Genomic DNA, 20,469 nt, shown 5'->3' with positions numbered 1-20,469 from the left:
CAAACCGGAGACCCATCCGCTGACGCATGGGGCGAATGGGAAGCTTCACCGCTCCTCCACCGACAGATCCAAGCCGCAGCCACCATCATCGAGCGTGGCCACCTTCTTCCAGAGTGGGGTCGCGCTCTTGTCCGCGGCAGGGCCCTGCTCCCGCACGCCGATGTCGAACGTGTTGTCGTCGGCGTCCTCCGGGGTCGAGCGACGTGCTTCGGCATGCTCGAAATACTCCACGGGATGGGAGTAGGGGCCCGGTTCATCGTTGTACGGCGACACGGAGATCTTCCCGCAGAGGGCTCCGACAGCGTGGACGTAGCTCTTGACCACATCGTGATGGGCCAGGTGCTCCGTCGACACGAAGAACAGCGGTCGCTCGTATCCGCCGAGCACGCCCAGGAACTTCGGCGTGAACGACAGGCAATCGACGAAGTTGTAGTCGAGCTCGCTCTCGCTGCCCTCTTCCTTCTCGATGCGCGCGCGGATCTCCGCGAGCCGCGCCTCGCCCTCCTGCTTCGCTCCCGATGTGCAGACCCCCCGGCAGTCGCCTTCGATGGACTCCTGGGTGAGCACCTCGCGTCCGTACTCCAGGCGGATGAGCAGGTCGTTCGTCTTGCACTCCATCACCGAGCGCTCGTTGACCTTGTAGATGGAGAGCACCAGGGCCTTGTCCTGCTTGAAGGGCACGGAGGCGAGCTGCACGGCGCCCTTGGGGAGTCTGGCCTTGAGCGGGATGGGGGTGGGGCAGGCCAGCGGGGCGGGGCCGGTGAGCTGCTTCACGTAGGCGTCCTGCACCATGGGCAGCACGCGGGCTCGCGCGGCGAGAGCCGTCTCCCTCGTGCCGCACACGCCCAGCACCAGCACGTGCAGCCCCGGCGCGAGCCCGGGCAGTGACGCGGACTCGACGAGCTTCGGAAAGCCCTCGGCGGCGGGTTTCAGCCACTGGAGCGGCTTCTTCTCCGTCATCGACTCGAGGAGCGCCTGGGCCTCGGCGGGCCGTGGCTTGCTGCCGAGGATGATGACCCAGGGGTTCTCCTGGGGATTGGCTCGAGGCGTAGCGGCCTCGAGCTGCCAGGGAATGAGGAGAAGGGCGAGCACTGCCGCGGGAAGAGTCCGGAGCATCAGCATGTGCCGCCGGACTCTATCGGAAGTGGCCTTGCGAGGCGTGCGCGATTGGCGCGCTCGAGAGCCGCGACTTCAGCCGGAGAAAGGGCGCTTCGTAGAAGCGGTAGGAGAGCATCGCGAGGCCGATGACGGGAGGCACCGAAGCGGCGAGCATCGCGAGCCACACGAGCGGCAGGCTGCCCGTCGAGGTGTAGATGGGAGCCGCGAGGTAGCAGGCCAGCATCCAGAGCACCGGCTGCTGCAACAGGTAGATGCAGTAGCTGTACTTGCCGAGAAACGAAAACGCCGCCTGGAGCGGAGGGCGCGCGGACCCCGGCGCGGAATCCGGCCGGCCGATGGCCAACCCCACCAGCCCACCGCACACGAGCGGCAGCGCCATTGTCCAGCTCAACGCCAGGTGCGTTCCCCGTGGACCCGCCGCGGCGAGCCCTACCGCCACCGCGAGACCGAGCACGGCGAACACGACGCCGGCCTGCGTGGCGCGACGACGCGAGGACGACACGCACGCGAGGAGCGCGCCGTACATGATGCCGTCGAGGTGCGAGAGCGTGAACGTGCGGACGACGGATTCCGCCGCGCCGGAGAGGATGAGCTCGAAGCGGAGGGCGAGGCTGCCCACGGCAACGAGCGCGGCGACGTACGCAATCGCGCGGCGCGGCAACAGCGCGATGACGAGCGGCCACACCCAGTAGAACTGCTCTTCAATCGCGAGCGTCCACGCGTGGTCGAGGATCGGCGACTGCCAGGCGCCGCGCGTGAAGATGAGGAAGTTCGAGAGATACGCCAGGTACCACGGCACGTCCTGGAGCGGCGGGAGGGGCCAGAACGGGAGCGCGAAGCAGACGGCGAGGAACAGGTAGTACAACGGGAAGATCCGGCAGGCGCGTGCCACGTAGAACGCGCGGTAGTAGCCGGCGTTCTCCCGCGTGTGCAGCAGGATGCGGGTGATGAGGAAACCGGACAGGACGAAGAACAGGTCCACGCCCCCTGCCAGCCATTCGGCGACCTTGACGGCGAGCGTCTGTGTCTGGGTGAAGTGGAAACCGGGAATCCGCACGAGGCTCGCCCAGAACGGAAAGGCGAGCGCGTGATCGAGGAACACGGCGGAGACGGCGACGCCGCGGAGTGCATCGAGCGCCGGGATGTGGCGAAGCCCGCTCTCTTCGACGGAACCAGACGCAACAGCAGGGACGGACAAGGAGGTCTCCGGCTTCGTGACCCGCCGAGAGGTGGCGGCAAGACTCTTCATTCCAAAACGCACAAGGGGCTACGGGGCGAGGGCGCGGTTACGCAGCCGCTCCAGCGTCAGCCGGGGCGCTTCCACCAGGCGCCGGCGGAGGAAGGAGGCGGCCAGGGACACCTTGCGGCGCACGTAGCCGAACTGGCCGCACAGCGTCGTCACCGCATCCGCGCCCCCGAGCCGGGCCTCGTGGAAGCGGCCGTTGACGAGCAGCGTGTCGAAGCCGAAGTCCTGGGTAAAGGCGAAGCGCAGCGCCTCGCTCGACAGCACGACGTCCGCGGCAGTTGTCCCCAGCGGCGCCACCCGCACGTGCTCCAGCAGCTGGATGACGATGAGGGCGCGGTGGTCCCTCAGCTCGAATACCACGCGCGGCAGGCGCAGGCGCATGAGCGCCCTGTCCAGCCGGGACGCCCCGTTGCGCAGGCGCTCGAGCCCGTCCCGGACGGTGGCCACCACGTCCTCCAGCGGTACCGGGGCGCTCTTGCGCAGGGGCTTCTCGCCGCGGCGCACCGCCTCCACGGAGCCATCCAGCTCCCTCGCGCGCGCCTCGGTGGCCTCCGCCGCCGCCTGGAGCCCCGCCGGGGACAGCTCCAGGGTGTCGCCGGGACGCAGCATGACGGGGGAGAAGCCCTCCTCGCGCACGCGCGCCACGGCTGTGGAGGGCAGGTTCACCGCGTCATTCAGGTACACGTTCTCCTCGTGCGAGAAGTACACGAAGGACGCGAAGGGCATGACGAAGCGCGGGCGCACGGTGCGCGCCTGCATGGCCAGGTGCTCCAGCTTGCGCCGCGCCGCCTGCCGCCGCCGCTCCTGCTCGCCCGGGTTGCCCACCCAGTTGGCGTAGGAGAACTGGGTGGCCAGCAGGTCCACCTCGCCCGCCTTCACGCCGAGCGCCCGCATGGCGTCCTCCACCTCGGCCACGGAGTTGTAGAAGCAGTCATTGAAGTTGAGGAGGCGCACGCCGCCCACTTCCAGCAGGTGGCACGAGTCGCCGTCCCGCGCCGTCACCGTCGTCAGCACCGCGCCGCCGCCCAGCTCCTGCCGCTGGCCCGGTGCCACCTCGAGGACGCGGCCGTACCCATTGCCGCGCAGGAAGTTCACCACGCGCTTGTCCGCTGTCTCCTGGAAGAGGACGGTGAGCCCGGCCCGGCGCTCCGGGGGAATGGACTTCACGGCGGGGATGCTGAAGTGGTCCGGGTGCTCGTGGCTGAACCACAGGTGCGTCACCCGCCGGACATCGAAGCGCGCCGCCGGCACGAGCGGGTCCCAGCCGTTGTTGAACGCCGTGCCGTCCAGCCACGGGTCCACCACGAGGTACAGCGGCCCTCGCTCGACGACGTACCCGGCGTGTCCCAGGAACTCCAACCTCGCGACACTCTCGGCAATACCCATGCGGGCAAGGGTTGCACACGGCCCCCCTCAAAAGCGAAGCCAGCGCATGGCCGAGGGTTTTCCCGTATGCCCCGGCGCGACGCTAGGCCACGCGTGCTTCCAGCGCGGCGATGCGCTCCAGCCAGTCGTCGAGCTGATCCGAGGTGTTGAGGTACGCGCGCAGCTCGGGGCCGCCCTCCACCTCGCGCAGGTAGCCCGCCAGGTAGCGGCGGGTGTACGTCACCCCCCAGCCCGGCTTGCGCGTGGCCGCGTTGGCCAGCAGGTGCTCGCGCAAGAGGCCCAGTCGCTCCGTGGGAGTCGGGGGAGTCGGGGGACGGCCCGCGCGCAGCTCCTTCACCTCGCGAAACACCCACGGGTGCTCGATGGCGCCTCGTCCCAGCATCGTGCCCGCGCAGCCCGTCTCCGCCAGCGCGCGCTGGATGTCCGCCGCCGTCCGGATGTCCCCGTTCACGATGACCGGCATGCGCACCTGCTCCTGCGCCAGCGCCGCCCACCGCCAGTCCGCCGTGCCCGTGTAGCCCATCTTCGCCGTGCGGCAGTGCACCGTGAGCGCTCGCACCCCCACGTCCTCCAGCCGCCTCGCCAGCTCCACGATGGGCATCTGGTCCTCCGGCCCCAGCCCGATGCGCGTCTTCACCGTCACCGGCAGTGACACCGCTCGCACCACCTGCTCCGCCATGGCCACCATCGCCTCTGGATCTCGCAGCCAGCCCGCCCCCGCGCCCCTCCGGGCAATGCGTGGCACCCAGCACCCGCAGTTGATGTCGATGAAGGCCGGCCCCGCCGCCTCGGCGATCCGCGCCGCCTCCACCAGCCGCGCGGGATCCGCTCCATAGATTTGAATCGCGGTGGGCCGGTCGTCCTCCGCCAGCACCAGCTTGCGCTTGTTGCGCTGGCAGCCCAGCAACAGCGAGTCCACGTTGACGAACTCGGTGTAGCACGCGTCCGCCCCCAGCCCCCGGCAGATGCGCCGGAAGATGGGATCGCTCACGTCCTCCATCGGGGCGAGCAGGACGGGCCGGGCAGCGAAGAGCGTGGAGAAGGTGTCGGACGGCATTCGAGTCGACTGCATGCCACAGCCTCGTGCCCGGTGCACCCGGGCAGAGGGCTCACGGTGCAGCACCGTGGCTCGGTGACCAGGCATCCTGGACTACGCGGCGGGCTTCTCCTTATGGGAGCGCCAGATGAACGAATAGACGTCCATCAGGTCGCGAGGCTGATGCCCCGCGGCCGTCAGCCGCTCCGACGTCTTGCGCGCCACGTCCAGGAAACGCTCGTAGGCGGCGCTGGTAACGGATGCGTGCTTGTCGGCCGTGAGATTCAAGAGGAGCGCCTGCTGCTCGAAGACGGTGGGCTTCACGAAGGTGTGCTGCGCGGGGGCGTACAGCGCCTGCAGCAACGTGGCCAGGGGCCAGGTGACCTTGCGGCCCCGCCCGTCCGCGTCCCAGATGCGGACCGAGCCCGCGAACTTCTCGAAGCGCGGCCCGTACGCGCCCTCTCCGTGCAGCAACTCGCCCAGCGCCGCCACGAACGCGGCCCGGTCCTCCTCCTTCATGGTGGTGAAGGGGATGGGGCCCTCCATGGGGAAGACGAGGTTGGTGAAGCCCAGCAACTTCTTGGAAATCTCGAAGGTCTCCTCAGGCGTGGCGCTCGCCAGTCGCGCGGGCGAGAGCTGCTCCTGGGCGAGCTTGATGGCGGCGGTCTTGTACCCCTTCTTGCCCTTGGCCTCGGGGGCTCCTCTCTCCTCCGAGACGAACTTCTCCCCCGCGAAGCCACCGGGGAAGAAGGTCTCGAACCAGCGCACCTGGGCCTCGAAGGAGGGGTACACGGCGACGAGCGGGCGCGCCGCCTTGGCCTTGGCTGACTTCTTCGCCACGGCCCCCTGCGGGCGCTTCCCGCGCAGCCGGGCATCCACCGTCCGAGCCTCCTCCGCGCTCAGCTCGACGGCCTGGAGCCCCTTTACCTGGGACTTGATGAAGACGCGCCGCCCCCCGTGCTCGAAGAAGAGGACGAGCTTGCCGTCCTTATCCTCCAGCAGGGTCGCACGACCCCAGGAAGGTTGGCTCTCGAGCGTGAAGAGGGTCGGAGTGGCGGTAACGGGCATGCAGGTCTCCTAGGTTCGGAAGGTCCCCAGGGGTGCGGGGGCCGATCAAGATACGTCGGGAACGGAAAACATGTTGGCCATACCACGGCCGTACAAAAGTCAAACTCGACTCTCGTCAGTTCAGTCCCGCCTTCAACCAGCCCTCGCTCCGCCGCTTCCTCCCCCTGTTCGCGGGATGGGGGCGTACCAGCGGCTGCACGCCGTCACCGGGTCGCGGGTGGTACAGCCCTGACTCACCGCTCCCCGGACGCGTCGAGCTCCCGGTAGATTGGGGGACATGTCCTGCGAGCTGGCGCGGTGAATCAGCGAGACGTGTGGTCCCGGGTCCTCGGCCTGCTGGTGCTGGGGGCCGGGTGGGTGTTGGCCCTCGGCTCCCAGAACCCGCCAGCGCCGCGCGGTGAGGACACGCCCCCGGAGGCCTTCTCCGCCGCTGAATTGCCCACGGGACCGGAGCTCGGGCCGCTCAGCGAGGGCGAGGCCTCGGTCTTCCGCTACTGGGCGCCTCCCGCCGAGGGCGTGGAGCTGACCTTGCGCTTTCCGGCGGGGACTCCGCTCGAGCTGCGCGTGGTGGATCAGGACTACGCACTGCCCGAGGGGGGACTCGCCCCCCGGCGGCTGGAGGCCATGCCCGCTCCCGAGGGCGCCGTCATCCTCGAGGGCACCCGGGTCTCCCAGAGTCTCTCCCTCTAGAGGCTCGCGGCGCGCGGCTCACCAGTCCCGACAGGTCGCCATCTTCCCGGCGTCGTCGATGAGCCCGAGCGTCTCGGCGAGGCGCCAGGCCGGCTGCTGGAGGAAAAGCCGTCCTCGCGGCGGGGCGCCGGGGCTGGAAAAGAAAACGGGGCGCACGCCCGTGGACGTGCACCCCGTGGATTGAAGCGGAAGCGAGCTGATCAGGCGGCCTTGAGCAGGTCGGCGACCTTGAAGGCCGCGAACTGCGCGAGGTTGTACTTGTCGCCCTGCGCCGCGGGGGTGGTGTTGCCCTTGCGCGAGCTCATCAGGCCCGAGACCATGTCCAGGACGCCGCCGGTGCTGTTGGCCTGCGAGCCCAGGCCGATCACGGAGCCGAGACCCGTCTTGCTCAGGAGCGAGCCGGCCTGGCCCAGGAGGCCGCCACCGAGGTTGCCCACGAGGCCGCCGATGATGCCCTTGAGGCCGCCGCCGTTGAGGACGCTGTTCGCCATGCCGGCGATCTTCGCGGCGCCCGCGACGAAGGGCCCGATGCCCGGGATGAACGAGGCGATCTTCCCGAGGGGACCGTTGAGGATGCCGCTCGCGAAACCAACCGCCTTCTTCGCGAAGCTACCGATCGACTTGAAGACCTTGCCGATGCCACCGAGAAAGCCCATGGACGTACCCTCTGTTTTTTTGTGGAGTGGGAGATGAATGCTGCTTTGAACTGATTATCGGGGGCCGCCGCTGGAAGTTTCCTGCCGATGAATTTCTTCGGGCTTTTTCCAGAAACCCCCGTGGAATCAGGGCTTTACGTTGCTCCGGCCCTTCTTCAGCGCGTCATCGAGGCCGTCCGCGCGGGTCTTCACGGCCTCGCCGCTCGCGCCCGTCAGGTCCACGCCCTTCTTGCGGGAGTCATCGAAACCGCTGGGGGCCTGGCCGGCCTTGATGGCCTCGACGCTGGCGCGCACGTTGGCCTCGATGGCCTCCTGGGAGGGCGGGTTGACGCCCATCTTCTTGAGGTTCTCGTCGCTGACGACGAGGAACGCGGGCTCCACGCCCGGGTTGTTCATGTAGTAGCCGACGGTGTTGACGAACTCGTCGAGCTCCATCTCGAGCTCCGCGGCCATCTTCGCCACGTTCGGATCGGCGAGGATCTTCGCGCGCAGCGCGGCGGAGATCGGCGGGGGGGCGTCGAGCTGCTCGATGTCACTGGGGTTGCTCATTCGAACCTCGGGGGTGAAGTTGACGCGGCACAGTATGCTGGCCTCTTCCCGCCGTTGTCGATGGGGTAGCCGCCATGGACCTGGACCTCTACCGCTCCTTCACCCAGAGATTGCGAGCCCGGCTGGAGGCGGATGGGCGTGTACTGGGATTGGTCGCGGTGGGCTCGATGGCCGAGCTGGGGCGGACGCCAGACGCGTGGTCGGACCATGACTTCTTCGTGATCACGGTCCCGGGGGCGCAGGAGCCGTTCCGCCAGGACCTGGGCTGGTTGCCCGACAGCGAGCGCATCGTGCTGAGGGTGCGCGAGACGGCGCATGGGCTCAAGGTGCTCTATGACGATGGGCACCTGCTGGAGTTCGCCCTCTTCGATGAAGCCGAGCTGCACCTGGCCCGGGTGAACGACTACCGCGTGCTGCTGGATCGCGCGCACGTCGAGGCCGACCTGCGGCAGCTGCGCGCGAGCTCCGCCGCCGAGGCCGCCTCCGTCGACGTGGAGCACGCCTTCGCGCTCTTCCTGTCGGCGGTGCTGGTCGGCGCGGGACGTACCGCGCGCGGCGAGGTGCTCAGTGGGTCCTCCTTCATCAAGGGGCATGCGCTGAGCCATCTGCTGCGGCTCCTGACGCACTGTCTGCCCAAGGAGAACGAGGCGCAGCTCGACAACCTCGACCCCTACCGCCGCTTCGAACGGGTCTTCCCGGAGCAGGCGCGGACGCTCCACCACCTGTTGCTGCTGGAGCCGGGCCTCTGTGCCCGGCAACTCCTCTGCTTCGCGGAGGAGCAGCTCGCGCACCGGATGGAGCGTTATCCGGCCCGGGCGGTGCAGGCCGTCCGGAGCCAACTGGAGCAGTGGGCCCATGGAAGGGCGTAGGCTGCCCTTCCCCGCGGGCTTCAGCCGTGGCGCCGAGGCGCCGCTCGCGCGAAGGTCAGGAGGAAGGGCGCGAGCTCGTCCCCACCGCTCCAGCCCGCCTCGACCGTGAGGGGAGTCCCCTGGCTCGTGAGCAGCAGGTGCACGGCGAAGCCTCCTCCGGGGCGCGTCTCGAGCTCCACTTCGTGGAACCCGACGTAGCGCTGCTCGAAGGGATCGATGGCCTTGTAGACGGCCTCCTTTCCCGAGAAGCGCAGGAGCAACTCGCGCTCGCGCGCGGCCGGTTCGAGGGCAGACACCTGCTCCTGCTCGCGCTCCGTCAGGATGCGCCGGGCCAGGTGGAGGTAGCCGCGCGCCCCTTCCTCCTCCAGGTCCACGCCCATCGTCCAGCCCTCGTCGCGAGCCACCAGCGCGACGGCGAGCCTGTCCTTGTGGGTGATGGAGCCCACCACGCCCGGAGGCAGTCGCGGGGCCCCGCGCGCCGTCGACAACAGCGGCCCGGGCGCGAGCACCCCAAGGCCCTCGAGCGCGCGCCGCAGGGCGAGGCGTCCCCCCAACCAGCTGCTCTGACGCCGTGCGCCGAGCGTGGCGAGGTGGTGGCGCTCATCGGCGTGCAGCCGGGACACGGCCGCGTCCCAGCCCTCGCCGGAGGCCGGGCCCAGCCAGACCCCCACGCACCAGCCATACGGGAGCGTGCGCTCGAATGCGACGGTGAAGGGGCTGCTCGGGGACAGGAGGTCCATGGCGGGCCCTGCTTTACCATCCAGAGGGGTGGAGAACGATCCAGCCCGGCGCCCGCCCGGCATCCGAGCAGGTGGGTTCCAGGGAACCCCGCCACCAGCGGGTTGTCTCGACGCCGCGATTTCGTGCTACCGGAGAGCCGTGGAGACGTGGATCACCCCCATCGAGCCGCAGCCGGCCCCTCACGGCATCCCGGAGGCCTTCCCGAGCCCCTTCGATGAGCCCGGTCCCCACGCGCTGGCGCGCCGGGCCGCGGAGGTGATGCAGGCGGAGCTCCGGGCGGGCTTCATCGTCCCGGGGATTCCCTCCGCGACGCTCGACGGCCCCGAGGGCGGCAAGATGTTCGGCGTGCTCGTCGTTCAGCGGCCCGACGGGCGCATCGGGTTCCTCCGCTCGTTCTCCGGCATGCTCGCCGGGCAATGGGAGCTTCCGGGCTTCGTCCCGCCGCTCTTCGACCGCGAGGCACGCACCCGGGTGGAGCCCGCGGGCGAGGCCGTGGTGAAGGGCCTGCTCGCCCGTGCCGAGGCGCTCGACACTTCACCGGAGCTCGTCTCGCTGCGGACCGCGCATGAGGCCCAGAAGGTCCGCCACGCGGAGGAGCGCGAGGCGATGCGCGCCCGGCACGAACAGCGCAAGCAGCGGCGCCACGCCCTGCGGGCCGGGCTCACGGCGTCGGGCTCGCTCACGGAAGCCGCGCGGCGCGAGGCCCTCCACGCACTCGACCAGGAGAGCCGGGGCGACAAGGCGGAGCGGCGCCGGTTGGACGCGGCCCAGGACGAGGAACGGCGGGCCCTCGAGCCGAAGCGGGCACGGCTCGAAAGACGGCTCCAGGCCCTCGAGCGTCTGCGGCGGATCGTCTGCCGCGCGCTCATGAAGCGGCTCCACGACACCTACGAAGTACCCAACGCACGGGGCGAGCGCGGTCCCCTGCGGGCCCTCTTCGCACCCGGTGAGCCGCCCTCGGGCGCCGCCGATTGCGCGGCACCGAAGCTGCTCGCCCATGCCTTCACGCACGGCCTGCGTCCCCTGGCGCTCGCCGAGTTCTGGTGGGGCGCTCCACCGTCCTCGGGCGGACGCGTCTCCGGCGCGTTCTACGCCGCCTGCCGCGACAAGTGCGCTCCCCTCCTCCCCTTCATGCTGGAGGGCCTGCGGGTCGCCGCCCCGAGGGCCTTCTCACCTCCGGCCGTGGTGAACGAAGACCTGTCCATCGTCTTCGAGGACGCGTGGATCATCGTGGTCGACAAGCCCTCCGGGCTGCTCTCCGTGCCCGGCAGGGACACCTCGGTGACGGACTCGGTGCTCGCCCGGCTGCGAGCGCGCCATCCCCACGCGGAGGGCCCGCTCCTCGCGCACCGGCTCGACCTGGACACCTCGGGCCTGCTCGTCGCGGCGCTGGATTCACGGACGCACGCGGCCCTTCAGCGGCAGTTCCTCCACCGCGACGTCCAGAAGCGCTACGTGGCCTGGCTCGACGGCACTGTCCGGGGAGAGGAGGGGACGATCGACTTCCCGATGCGCGTCGACCTCGATGACCGGCCCCGGCAGATTCATGATCCGGTGCACGGAAAGCCCGCGGTCACCCGGTGGCAGGTGCTCGAGCGGCGGGGGGAGCGCACCCGCGTGGCCCTCTTTCCGCTCACCGGGAGGACCCACCAACTGCGAGTCCATGCGGCACATCCGCTCGGCCTCGGCGCCCCCATCGTCGGGGACCGCCTCTACGGACACCCGGACGGCCGCCTGATGCTGCACGCGGAGTCGCTCTCCTTCCTGCATCCGGAGACGGGACGGCGCGTCTCCTTCGAGCGGTCCGCGCCCTTCTGAGCCACGCGCCAGACCGCTCACTCGCCCATCAAGGCGAGGCGGAGACCTCCGGCTGCTCCAGCGCGCTCTGGATCTGCGAGAGGACGTAGGGCTTGGGCAGCAGCACGGCGCCCGCCAACGCATCGCCGGCCCCGGCGGTCACCTCGGCGCCATGGCCGGAAGCGATGATGACGCGCAGCCCGGGCCTCTGGCGGAGCACCTCCTGGGCCAGCTCCACTCCCGACATGCCGGGCAGGGTCACATCCGTGAACAACACGTCGAGGCCGCCGCCCGAGGCGAGCACCTCCTGGGCCGCTTCCGCGCTCGGGACGGCCCGCACGTCGTGCCCGAGCGACTCCAACAGCTCGCACACGGACTCCCGGATGTCCTCATCGTCCTCCACCAGCAGGATGCGCAGGGCGGAGCTCCTCGGTGGCACGGGAGGGCGCTCGGGCGCGGTGCGCACTCCGGCGGCGCGGGCCTCCCGGGCGGCGCTCCGCTGCTGCCGGTTGCGCAGCAGGTGGCGGAGCTTCCGCGCCAGGTCCTCCTTGCGATAGGGCTTGCTCAGCAGGCTGAGGCCGGCATCCAACCGGCCCCCGTGGACGATGGCGTTCTCCGTGTAGCCCGAGGTGAACAGCACCTCGAGGTCCGGCACGAGCGCCTTGGCCCGCCGGGCAAGGTCGGGGCTGCGGACCGGTCCGGGCATGACCACGTCGGTGAACAGCAGATCCACGTGCAGGCCGCTCTGGATGACCGCCAGCGCGCTCTGTCCGTCCGAGGCCTTGAGCACGCGATAGCCCAGCTCCGTCAACAGCTCCACGACCGTGGCCCGCACCTCGGGATCGTCCTCGACCACCAGGATGGTCTCGGTGCCTCCCTCGACGGGGGCCGTCACGGTCTCGGTGGCCACCACCTCGGCCTGCAACGAGCGCGGCAGGTAGATCTTCATCGTCGTCCCGTGCCCGACCTCGCTGTAGATCTTGATGTGACCGCCCGTCTGTTTGACGAAGCCATACACCATGCTCAGGCCCAGCCCCGTGCCGCGGCCCTCGGGCTTGGTGGTGAAGAACGGCTCGAAGACGCGCTCCATGACCTCCGGTGACATGCCGCTGCCGGTGTCCGAGATGGCCAGGAGCACGTACTGGCCCGGCTCGACCTCCGAATGAAGCTGGGCATAGTGGTCATCGAGCATGGCGTTACCGGCCTCGATGGTCAGCTTGCCCTCCCCCTCCATGGCATCCCGGGCATTGATGGCCAGGTTCAGGATGACGTTCTCGAGCTGGTTGGGATCGGCGAACGTGTTCCAGAGGCCCCCGGCGATGACCGTCTCGATCTCGATGCCCTCGCCCAGGGCGCGGCGCAGCAGGTCCCCCATGCCGCGCACCCGGCGGCCCAGGTTGATGGCTACCGGCTCGAGCGGCTGGCGCCGCGCGAAGGCAAGCAACTGGGAGGCGAGCTTCGCACCGCGCTCGACGGCGCTGACAGCGGTCCGCAAACGCCGCTGGGCCCGCTCGTTGCCGGCCACGTCCCCCAGCACGAGCTGGAGATTGCCGCCGATGACCTGGAGCAGGTTGTTGAAGTCGTGCGCCACGCCGCCGGTGAGCTTGCCCACCGCCTCCATCTTCTGGGACTGGCGCAACGCGGCCTCGGCCTGACGCCGCTCGGACTCGCTCTCCTCGAGCGCGCGGGTGCGCTCATGGACCAGCTCCTCGAGGTGCTCCCGGTACCGGCGAAGCTCGTCCTGGGCGCGCTTCTGCTCGGTGATGTCGTGGCCCTGGGCGAAGATGCCCGACACCGTTCCGTCGGTCTCGAAGACGGGCTGGTACACGAAGTCGACATACACCTCCGAGAGCGGCGCGCCGGGTTGCCGCTGGAGGAAGAGCCGCTCGCCCCGGCCCACGACGGGCTCTCCCGACGTGAACACCCGATCCAGCAGCTCGATGAAGCCCTGGTCCCGGACCTCGGGAATGGCCTCGGGGAGCGGCCTGCCCAGAATGTCCCGGTGGCCGACGAGCTGATAGTAGGCGGGGTTGGCCAGCTCGAAGACGTGCTCGGGCCCGCGCAGGAAGGCGACGAAGCCGGGCGCCTGCTCGAACAGCCGGCGCAGGTGACGCCGCTCGGCATCCAGGGTGGTGTTGGTCTCCTGGACGAGCCGCGCGCGCTGGAGGATGCCCGCCTCCACCTGCTCCGCGGGCACGGCCGGCTCCCGGGCCACCTCCGCGGCCCGCATGGCCTGCTTGAGCCGCTGCAGCTCGGTCACGTCCACCGTGTGCTGGAGGATGAAGGCCACCTCGCCCTGGCCGTCGAGGACGGGCGTATGGGTGGCGCTCCAGTAGCGCTCCTCGACGACCACGCCCGCGTCCGTCTGGCGCGGGACCCGGTAGATAATCAACGCCAGTGTGTCCGGGACGTGCTTCTTCAGGACCCGCTCGAAGGACTCCCGGAGCATGCGCGCGCTGCGGTTGTTGGGATCCTCGGGGTCATGCGGGAATGCATCGAAGATGCCCCGCCCGAGCAGCTCCTCGCGCCGGCTCGCCGTGACGCGCAGATAGGCCTCGTTGGCCGCGACGTACCGCAGCTCCCGGTCCAGCAGCATGTAGGGATTGGGCGAGAGCTCGAAGAGCGTCTTGAAATCGATGGTGTCCGGCATGGTGATCAACGGTTGAGCGCCCTCCCCTTCCCTGGCTCGCCTGATGGATCCGGGGTGATGAGCTCCGGATGTATCGGCGGTGTGGCGCTGGTCTACAAACATTCGACGGAGCCGGATGTTCGAACCCGGAAGCCTCGCCGCCTGCCCCCTTCAAAAGCAGATGGCCGCACGGCCGCTCGTGAACACAACGAGCGGCCGTACGGCCAGAGCAGACGTGGAGACGGCGAAGGCTACTGGCCGAGGTCGAACTCGCCCGCGCTCTTCATGCTCTCGATGGCGGGGGTGAGCTCGGCGGCCGCGAGCTCGGAGGCGCGCACCGCCGGCATGCGGAGGTCGAGGCCCTTGCCGATGCGGTGGTACAGCGTGTTGGTGCCGAGCGAGTACAGCTGCAGCCCGCGCAGCGAGTAGCTGCCGTCGAGCTTGGACAGGCCCGCGTGGCCCGCCTCGAAGCGCAGCGTCAGCGTGTGCGTGCCGGCGCCGAGCAGGTCCGTCACCTGCGCCTCGGCCACCGGGCGCTCGACGCCCTGGGCATCCGCCGCCACGAGCGTGCCGGAGACCTCGTAACGGTCGAGCGCCACGCTGTCGAGCACCACGTCCAGCTCGAGCGCCGTCACCTTGCCGCCCGGCTCACGCACCAGCCGCGCCTTGCCGGCCGAGGCGATGCGCGCCGTCGGCACCGCGAAGCCGAAGGCCGTCTGCGCCAGACGATCGAAGTCCACGCCGCCCGCGGAACCCACCGCGCGCACCTCGAGCACCCACGCGCCCGGCTCGTCCTTCTCGTTCATCGCGCGCGAGACCTGGGCGCGGTACTCGTTGCCCACCTTCACCACGGGCACCGTGCGGTCGCGCTCGAAGCGCGGGGTGTAGAGCGTGGCCTCGTAGCGCACGTGGTCCACCTTCTCCGCCGACTGCAGGCCCACCGTCACGTAGCCGTCATCGCCGGGGAAGAGCTGCATGGCGGACGACGTGAGCGACAGCTCGATGGACGAGGAGGGCACGCGCACCTCGACGGCCATGCCCACCGCGGCCGCCTTGGCGCCCACCTGCAGCTTGTAGCCGCCGCGGCCCATCTCCTTGTTCAGACGCATCATGGCGATGGGAGCGGAGATGGCCTCGGCCTTCGTGCGCGCCGCGTCCATGCCCAGCTGATCCTTGCCGGCACGGGCCGCGCGCTGGTCCGCGCGCAGGCCACGCGCGTCGAACATCTTCACGTCGCGCAGGGCCTCCTCCCCCACCTTGGGGTCATTGGCCTTGGGGATGACCATCACCCACGCGTCCTCGGGCGTGTCGATGGGGAGCACCAGCTCGGTGGCCGCCGAGCGGGGCGCCACGTGGAGCACGGTGGACTTGGAGCGCCGCGTCTCGGGCGCGATCGGCGCCGGGAGCGGCTGCTTGGGGGAAGCGGGGTTGGACACCGACACGAGGCCCTTGCCGAGGTTCTCGGTGGCATCGCGCGAGTACAGCCGGCCGGGGGCGACGTCTCCCGGGGCCAGCGGGGCGCCCGAGGCGCTGCGCAGCGTGGAGGACACGGCGGGCTCCTGGGTGAAACCCCCGAGGAGGACGACCGCCAGCGCCATGCCGGCGGACTTCACGAAGGGACGATGGAAGCTCATGTTCGTTCTCTCTCTGTCTCTCAGTGGAGCGCCTGGACGACGGCGTAGTTGTGGAAGCCATACCAGGTGTCCCAGGCCAGGTCCCCGCACCAGTTGGAGCCGCCCGGAGGCGCCTGCACGCAATCATTGGAGCCCGACGAGCCGGTGGTGGCGTCGAAGCCGTACTTGGCCACCAGGCACGCGTCGCAGATGCCATCGCCCTGCCACGAGTCGGGGCACACGTCGCTGGCGCTCCAGGTCGGGTAGTAGGCGGGGTTGATGAAGGGGTTCCAGCTCGCGGTGCTGGGAATCTTGTAGCTGCTCGAGTAGCCGTAGGAGATGAGGCAGTCGGGCTGGATGGAGCCGTCGTTGAGCTGGGTGGTGGTGCAGCCGTACTTCCAGACGGTGTCATCCGTCATGTAGTCCGTGGCGTAGCCCGAGTAGTAGTTGTTGCAGGCCAGCGCCGCGGCCTGGACGTTGGTCTCGGGCGTCCACGTCTGCTGCGAGGGCGCGGGGATGGGGGCGTTGGCCACCTTCTGCTTGATGATGTCGCCGCTGTTGTGGCAGCTGCGGCGCGACTGATTGTGGTTCAGGCGGCTGTCGTCGATGATGATGTTGCCGAAGTAGCCCGAGCTGTCCGTGCCGATGAAGCCGTCCGTGCTGGCGTTGAAGCTGCCCCAGCCGAGCAGCGCCGCCGCCTTGAGGCCGATGGTGTACAGGTAGCCGGCGCAGTGCGCGTCGCTGGAGAAGAGGTTGGCGTAGACCTTGTTGCCACGGACCACGGACACGGGCTTGCCGCCCACCGTGGTCGCGCCCAGCCCGCCGGCGAACGTGCCGTTCGAGTTGTACACGCTCATGTTGTCCGTGCGCTGCTGCACCACGGCCGGGTTGTTGTAGCTGCCACCGCCGAAGAACTCGACGACGCTGTTGGCGATGTTGAGGAACGAGCCGCTCGTCGTCACCTGGTTCGCCAGCGGCGTGCCCGTGAGGTCCGGCGCGCCGAAGATGACCTGGGAAATCTTGCTCGTCACCGCGCTGACGGCGTTGCCGTTGGCGCTCACCGCTCCCGTATGGCCGAGCATGTAGCGCACGGGGCTCGAGCCATTGGAGTGGGTGATGACGGTGAAGCTGGTGATGCCGTTGGCATTCGCCCACGGGACGATCTGATCCACGATGGAGCCCCAGCTGCACTGGCTGAAGCCGGCGCAGGTGGCACCGGGATAGCCCACGACCAGATAGGGCAACCCGTTACGCATCGTGTCGAGAGAGCTCTGCGTCCAGTAACCGCTCTTGGCCGAGCTCTGGGTCTGGTCGCCCGTGCCGTGGACGAAGACCACGCCGACGGCGGCGCGGGCCTCACCACTCGCGCCGAGCACCACGGCGCAGGCCGCGGCGAGCGCCAGGCCTGACCTGGGGAACAAGTGCATGGAAACCTCCTTGAGGACTGGGGGGTAGGCCGGCCTCCGCTTCAAGGCCGGAACAAAGGCTATACCAGAATAAGCGGAGAACTGACATGCCCTCGCGCCTGGGCACCAGGGAGGCGAGCGCGGCGCGAAACGGGCGCTTCGGCGCCAGTATGCGATGCTGTGGGCGCCCCCCGGTCCGGACCCCTCTCTTGGATTCCCCGCAGAAGCTTGGCCTGTTCACGGTACTGCTGCTCGCTGGCGCCCCACGCGCCGCGGAGGCTCCGTCCGTCGATCAGGTGCGCGCGGAGCTCGACCGGCAATTGCAGGAGCTGGTGAAGAGCCCGGAGCCCGAGGTGCGGCTGCTCTTCGCGGGCCTGGACCCCACCGAGTACAAGCTCGCCGAGGTCCACTTCATGCTGGATGGCGAGTCACTCCAGGTGCCCGACGTGGAGGACCTCACCTCGCCCGGCCCCCATGTGCTGACGACGCGGCAGGTGAAGGACGGCCCGCACACGCTCGTGACGAACATCGTCTACATGGACGCGTCGTGGAACATGTTCAGCCCGACCTCCGGCCTGCTGTGGAACGTGACCTCCACGCTCAACTTCCAGGCCCAGCGCGGGCTGCGCGTGGACGTGAAGGCCATGGCCTTCGTGCTGCCAGAGGCGAAGGATCCGCGGCTGAAAATCAAGGTGGCGCACGACGTGACGGCGGAGATGATCGCGAAGCTCGAGGACGGCACGCTCGAGCCCCACGCTCCCGCCGCCCCGCCCGATGCTGGAGTGCCGCTCGCCCAGAAGACTCCGGCGCCGGAGCCCACCCGCCCCGTGGAGCCGCCGCCGGCCGCCACCACCCAGACGCCTACCGCCCCGGCGCCCACCGCCCAGGCCCAGAAGGCGAAGCTGCTGGTGCGCGCGCTGGCGAGCCGCAAGGCCGTGGCGGCGACCCTCTCCGTGCGCGGAGCCTCGAACCAGACGGTGGCGCTGAAGAAGGGAGCGCGGGCGCCCCTGGCGGTGGAGCTGGCTCCGGGCAACTACACGGTGGACGTGTTCGCCCCCGGCTTCCTCGCACAGACGCGCCAGGTGCGGCTCTCCGGTGGCGCCGCGCAGCCGTTGGACTTCACGCTGGCGCGCGCGCCCAGCAAGAAGCTCCTGACGGAGAAGGGAGACCGGTTCGAGCTGGTGAAGCCGCCGCGCTTCGCCGAGGGCAAGCCGACACCGCTGCCGGGCGGCGGCGCGTTCCTCCAGGAGCTCGTGGACACGCTCGTGCGGCGCCCTGCCCGGCGCATCCGCATCGAGGGCCACACCGACAGCCAGGAGGGCGGTGAGGACAGCGCGCGCCAGCAGCTCTCCGAGGCCCGCGCCCGCGCGATGGCGGAGCTGCTCGTGGAGGCCGGAGTGGAGCCCTCGCGCATCGAGACGGTGGGCCTCGGCGGCACCCGCCCGAAGGCCCCCAACTTCACGCCGCGCGGCAGGGATCTCAACCGCCGCGTGGAGCTCGTCATCCTCGAGCACTGACGCGCCGCGCCCCAAAGACTGTCCGGAAACGGACTTTCATGCCCATTGCGGGTCCAGTGGAATACGTGTATTAACGGCTTCTCACGATTCAAGAGAAAGCTCGGAGAGAGCCGCATGCACCAGTCTCGACTGCGGGGAGCCGTCCGGACGCTGTTGTTGCTGCCCTTCTTGATGCTCGCCGGGAGCGCGAGTGCCGCCGGTCCCCAGGGAATCCAGGCCGGGGCGCCCATCGATGACGCGGGCAACATCCTGCTCACGGACGCGGTGGCCACGGCGATGGCCAACAGCGGAGCCGGGTTCGTCCGGGTCAACTTCCGGCTTGGGCCCTACGGCTCGGATACGGCCCAGTTCTACAGCACCTACGACACCATCGTGAACCGGCTGCGCTCCAAGGGCTTGCAGGTGATTGGCCTGCTGTCCAACGAGTCCTGGCCCGGTGCCCAGTGGCAATGGCAGGAGAACAACTGGGAGAACACGGGCGGCAGCGGCTACAACGCCTACATCGACCAGTTCGGCTACATGGCGGGCCGGGTCGCGGGCCACTTCAACGGGAAGATCAAATACTGGGAGCTCTGGAACGAGCCCAACTGCTATTCCACGTCTCCGTCGCCGGGCCGCTACGAGGGCTGCTCATACATCTACCCGTCCAACTTCGCCGCGCTGCTCGGCCACGCCTACACGCAGATGAAGTATTACAACCGCTTCGACGTGCAGGTGATCAGCGGCGGGCTGCTGAGCCACAACCTGTACGGCAACAACGCGGACAGCGCGGGCGCCACCTACCTGTCCAATACCTACTCGACGGGCGTGAACGTCAGTTCCTGGAGTTGGATCCGCGCGAACGCCGGGAGCTACCCGCTCGACCACATCGGCCACCACCTGTACGTGGACCAGGGCGGCCTCGTGAACAGCAACACGCTCACCCAGTACCTGGGGTGGATCCGCAACGCATACGTGGCCTACGAGGGCAGCACGACGCCCAAGAAGATCTTCGAGACGGAGCTTGGCTGGACGACTGACTCGGTCAGCGAGAGCGTGCAGGCCAGCAACATCACCACCGCCTACAACGTGATGCGCGGGACGTCGTATGTCGGCTCGGCCGTCTGGTTCTACCTGCAGGACGCGCCCGGCCTGAACTACGGCATCTACCGCTCCTCCGGGCTGAACAGCACGGACCGGAAGACGGGTTACACCAACTACAGCAACGCGACGTCCTACCAGGGCCGCTACTCCGACCTGACGACCCACACGGGCATCCTGAACTACTACAACAGCCACGGGGGCATCGCGACCAACGGCTCGCCCTATGACAACGGGGGCACGGCCTGGGTCCACTCCTGGGATTACGGCTACGTGCAGGACCTCGACGGTGGCTCCGCCGGCCGCAATGCCATCATGAGCAGCTCGGCGGGGACCTTCCAGGTGCGCAACGGCTTCTGGACCACGTACCTGCAGGGCAGCAATCACACCCGGCTGCAGTTCCCCACCAGCGACGAGTTCGCCTACGGCTCGGGCACGCGCCAGAACTTCCAGGGCGGCTACATGCTCTGGGACGCGGCCAACGGCGTCCGCGTCTTCTAGCCATGGCCTGGCTCGTCAGGCCTTGGGCCGGGTACGCGGAAGACGTGCGTCGTCACCTCGCTGGGCTTGATCGTCGCCACATCCTCGGTCACCCAGGGAGTGCCGTCCTTCAGCACGGCCTCGAGGCGGAGTCCCAACAGCCCCGGGCCCAGCGCCGTGGCCACCGCGGCGTTGCTCCCGGTTCCGCTGAGGTCCCGCCCCGTGCCGAGCACCACCGTCCACCTGCCCTCCCGGAGCGTGTCCGTGCCCTCGACCAGGACCTTGAGCGCGCCGTAGATGACGGAGGGCGCCGTGGCCAGGGCGGTGCGCTGGGCATCGGCCCGCTGCTCCAGCACCGCCAGGTGGCCCTTGAACTCGGCCATCCAGTCCTGGGTCTCCTGTTTGATGATCTCCCCCACGCTGGTGATGAAGCCCTGGAGCAGATCCATCAGCGAGGAGAGGCGCTGCTCCTTGCTCAGCGCGGGACCCGCCATCGCCAGCCGGACCCACCCGAGCTGCAACGCCTCCAGCCGCGAGTTGAGCTCCTGATAGGCGGACACGTAGCGCATCCACCCGGACGAGGCCCC

17 protein-coding genes are annotated in these 20,469 nt (G+C 69.4%); 5 read left to right on the top strand and 12 right to left on the bottom strand.

The genetic code is table 11. From position 1 onward, the window contains the following. Positions 1–45: 45 nt before the first annotated feature. From ACJ8AN_RS13790 to ACJ8AN_RS13770, 5 genes are all read right to left on the bottom strand, one after another. A complete protein-coding gene (locus tag ACJ8AN_RS13790; RefSeq protein WP_407755793.1) occupies positions 46–1,122 on the bottom strand; it encodes a hypothetical protein in 1,077 nt (358 codons plus the stop codon). Between the two features lie 13 nt (positions 1,123–1,135). Further along, entirely contained in the window at positions 1,136–2,317 is a 1,182-nt protein-coding gene (locus tag ACJ8AN_RS13785) for an acyltransferase family protein (RefSeq protein WP_407755792.1), read from the bottom strand. A gap of 69 nt (positions 2,318–2,386) precedes the next feature. Beyond that, on the bottom strand, positions 2,387–3,751 hold the full coding sequence (locus tag ACJ8AN_RS13780) for an MBL fold metallo-hydrolase (RefSeq protein ID WP_407755791.1): 1,365 nt from the start codon (positions 3,749–3,751) through the stop codon (positions 2,387–2,389). 82 nt (positions 3,752–3,833) lie between these two features. Further along, entirely contained in the window at positions 3,834–4,823 is a 990-nt protein-coding gene (locus ACJ8AN_RS13775) for a tRNA dihydrouridine synthase (RefSeq protein WP_407755790.1), read from the bottom strand. A 78-nt stretch (positions 4,824–4,901) separates the two neighbouring features. Then, the gene (locus ACJ8AN_RS13770; protein WP_407755789.1) at positions 4,902–5,855 is read right to left on the bottom strand and encodes a hypothetical protein; all 954 of its coding nucleotides are present in this window, start codon (positions 5,853–5,855) and stop codon (positions 4,902–4,904) included. A gap of 297 nt (positions 5,856–6,152) precedes the next feature. Here ACJ8AN_RS13770 and ACJ8AN_RS13765 point away from each other — a divergent pair, with 297 nt between their 5' ends. After that, the gene (locus ACJ8AN_RS13765) at positions 6,153–6,545 is read left to right on the top strand and encodes a hypothetical protein (RefSeq protein WP_407755788.1); all 393 of its coding nucleotides are present in this window, start codon (positions 6,153–6,155) and stop codon (positions 6,543–6,545) included. A gap of 200 nt (positions 6,546–6,745) precedes the next feature. Here the strand turns inward: ACJ8AN_RS13765 and ACJ8AN_RS13760 are convergent, their stop codons facing one another. Next, entirely contained in the window at positions 6,746–7,201 is a 456-nt protein-coding gene (locus tag ACJ8AN_RS13760) for a hypothetical protein (protein ID WP_407755787.1), read from the bottom strand. Between the two features lie 126 nt (positions 7,202–7,327). Further along, the gene (locus ACJ8AN_RS13755; RefSeq protein ID WP_407755786.1) at positions 7,328–7,750 is read right to left on the bottom strand and encodes a hypothetical protein; all 423 of its coding nucleotides are present in this window, start codon (positions 7,748–7,750) and stop codon (positions 7,328–7,330) included. A gap of 74 nt (positions 7,751–7,824) precedes the next feature. Between ACJ8AN_RS13755 and ACJ8AN_RS13750 the strand changes: the two genes are divergently transcribed. Then, the gene (locus ACJ8AN_RS13750) at positions 7,825–8,619 is read left to right on the top strand and encodes a hypothetical protein (protein ID WP_407755785.1); all 795 of its coding nucleotides are present in this window, start codon (positions 7,825–7,827) and stop codon (positions 8,617–8,619) included. 20 nt (positions 8,620–8,639) lie between these two features. On the opposite strand, the gene ACJ8AN_RS13745 is transcribed toward ACJ8AN_RS13750, so the two are convergent. After that, positions 8,640–9,359 carry a 4'-phosphopantetheinyl transferase gene (locus ACJ8AN_RS13745; protein WP_407755784.1) on the bottom strand — a complete coding sequence of 240 codons (720 nt, stop codon included), beginning with the start codon at positions 9,357–9,359 and terminating at the stop codon, positions 8,640–8,642. Between the two features lie 139 nt (positions 9,360–9,498). Here ACJ8AN_RS13745 and ACJ8AN_RS13740 point away from each other — a divergent pair, with 139 nt between their 5' ends. Continuing rightward, positions 9,499–11,178 (top strand): pseudouridine synthase, encoded by a 1,680-nt coding sequence (locus ACJ8AN_RS13740; RefSeq protein ID WP_407755783.1) that lies wholly within the window; start codon positions 9,499–9,501, stop codon positions 11,176–11,178. 28 nt (positions 11,179–11,206) lie between these two features. On the opposite strand, the gene ACJ8AN_RS13735 is transcribed toward ACJ8AN_RS13740, so the two are convergent. The 3 genes from ACJ8AN_RS13735 to ACJ8AN_RS13725 all read right to left on the bottom strand — a co-directional run bounded on the left by ACJ8AN_RS13735 (position 11,207) and on the right by ACJ8AN_RS13725 (position 16,826). After that, positions 11,207–13,807 (bottom strand): response regulator, encoded by a 2,601-nt coding sequence (locus tag ACJ8AN_RS13735; protein WP_407755782.1) that lies wholly within the window; start codon positions 13,805–13,807, stop codon positions 11,207–11,209. Positions 13,808–14,037: 230 nt separating this feature from the next. After that, the gene (locus ACJ8AN_RS13730) at positions 14,038–15,420 is read right to left on the bottom strand and encodes a hypothetical protein (protein ID WP_407755781.1); all 1,383 of its coding nucleotides are present in this window, start codon (positions 15,418–15,420) and stop codon (positions 14,038–14,040) included. Positions 15,421–15,440: 20 nt separating this feature from the next. Next, positions 15,441–16,826 carry a hypothetical protein gene (locus ACJ8AN_RS13725; protein ID WP_407755780.1) on the bottom strand — a complete coding sequence of 462 codons (1,386 nt, stop codon included), beginning with the start codon at positions 16,824–16,826 and terminating at the stop codon, positions 15,441–15,443. Positions 16,827–17,014: 188 nt separating this feature from the next. Between ACJ8AN_RS13725 and ACJ8AN_RS13720 the strand changes: the two genes are divergently transcribed. Together ACJ8AN_RS13720 and ACJ8AN_RS13715 are read left to right on the top strand one after the other, a co-directional pair. Beyond that, positions 17,015–18,322, top strand: coding sequence for an OmpA family protein (locus ACJ8AN_RS13720; protein WP_407755779.1), 1,308 nt, complete (start codon positions 17,015–17,017; stop codon positions 18,320–18,322). A 114-nt stretch (positions 18,323–18,436) separates the two neighbouring features. Further along, entirely contained in the window at positions 18,437–19,903 is a 1,467-nt protein-coding gene (locus ACJ8AN_RS13715; protein ID WP_407755778.1) for a hypothetical protein, read from the top strand. Here the strand turns inward: ACJ8AN_RS13715 and ACJ8AN_RS13710 are convergent. Continuing rightward, positions 19,900–20,469 (bottom strand): SLATT domain-containing protein (locus tag ACJ8AN_RS13710; RefSeq protein WP_407755777.1); only part of this gene is annotated, 570 nt, incomplete at its 5' end. The two genes, ACJ8AN_RS13715 and ACJ8AN_RS13710, sit on opposite strands and share 4 nt — an antisense overlap.

The organism is Archangium sp. (genome assembly GCF_045802675.1).
Lineage (GTDB): Bacteria > Myxococcota > Myxococcia > Myxococcales > Myxococcaceae > Archangium.
This window is presented reverse-complemented; position numbering and strand designations above follow the sequence as displayed.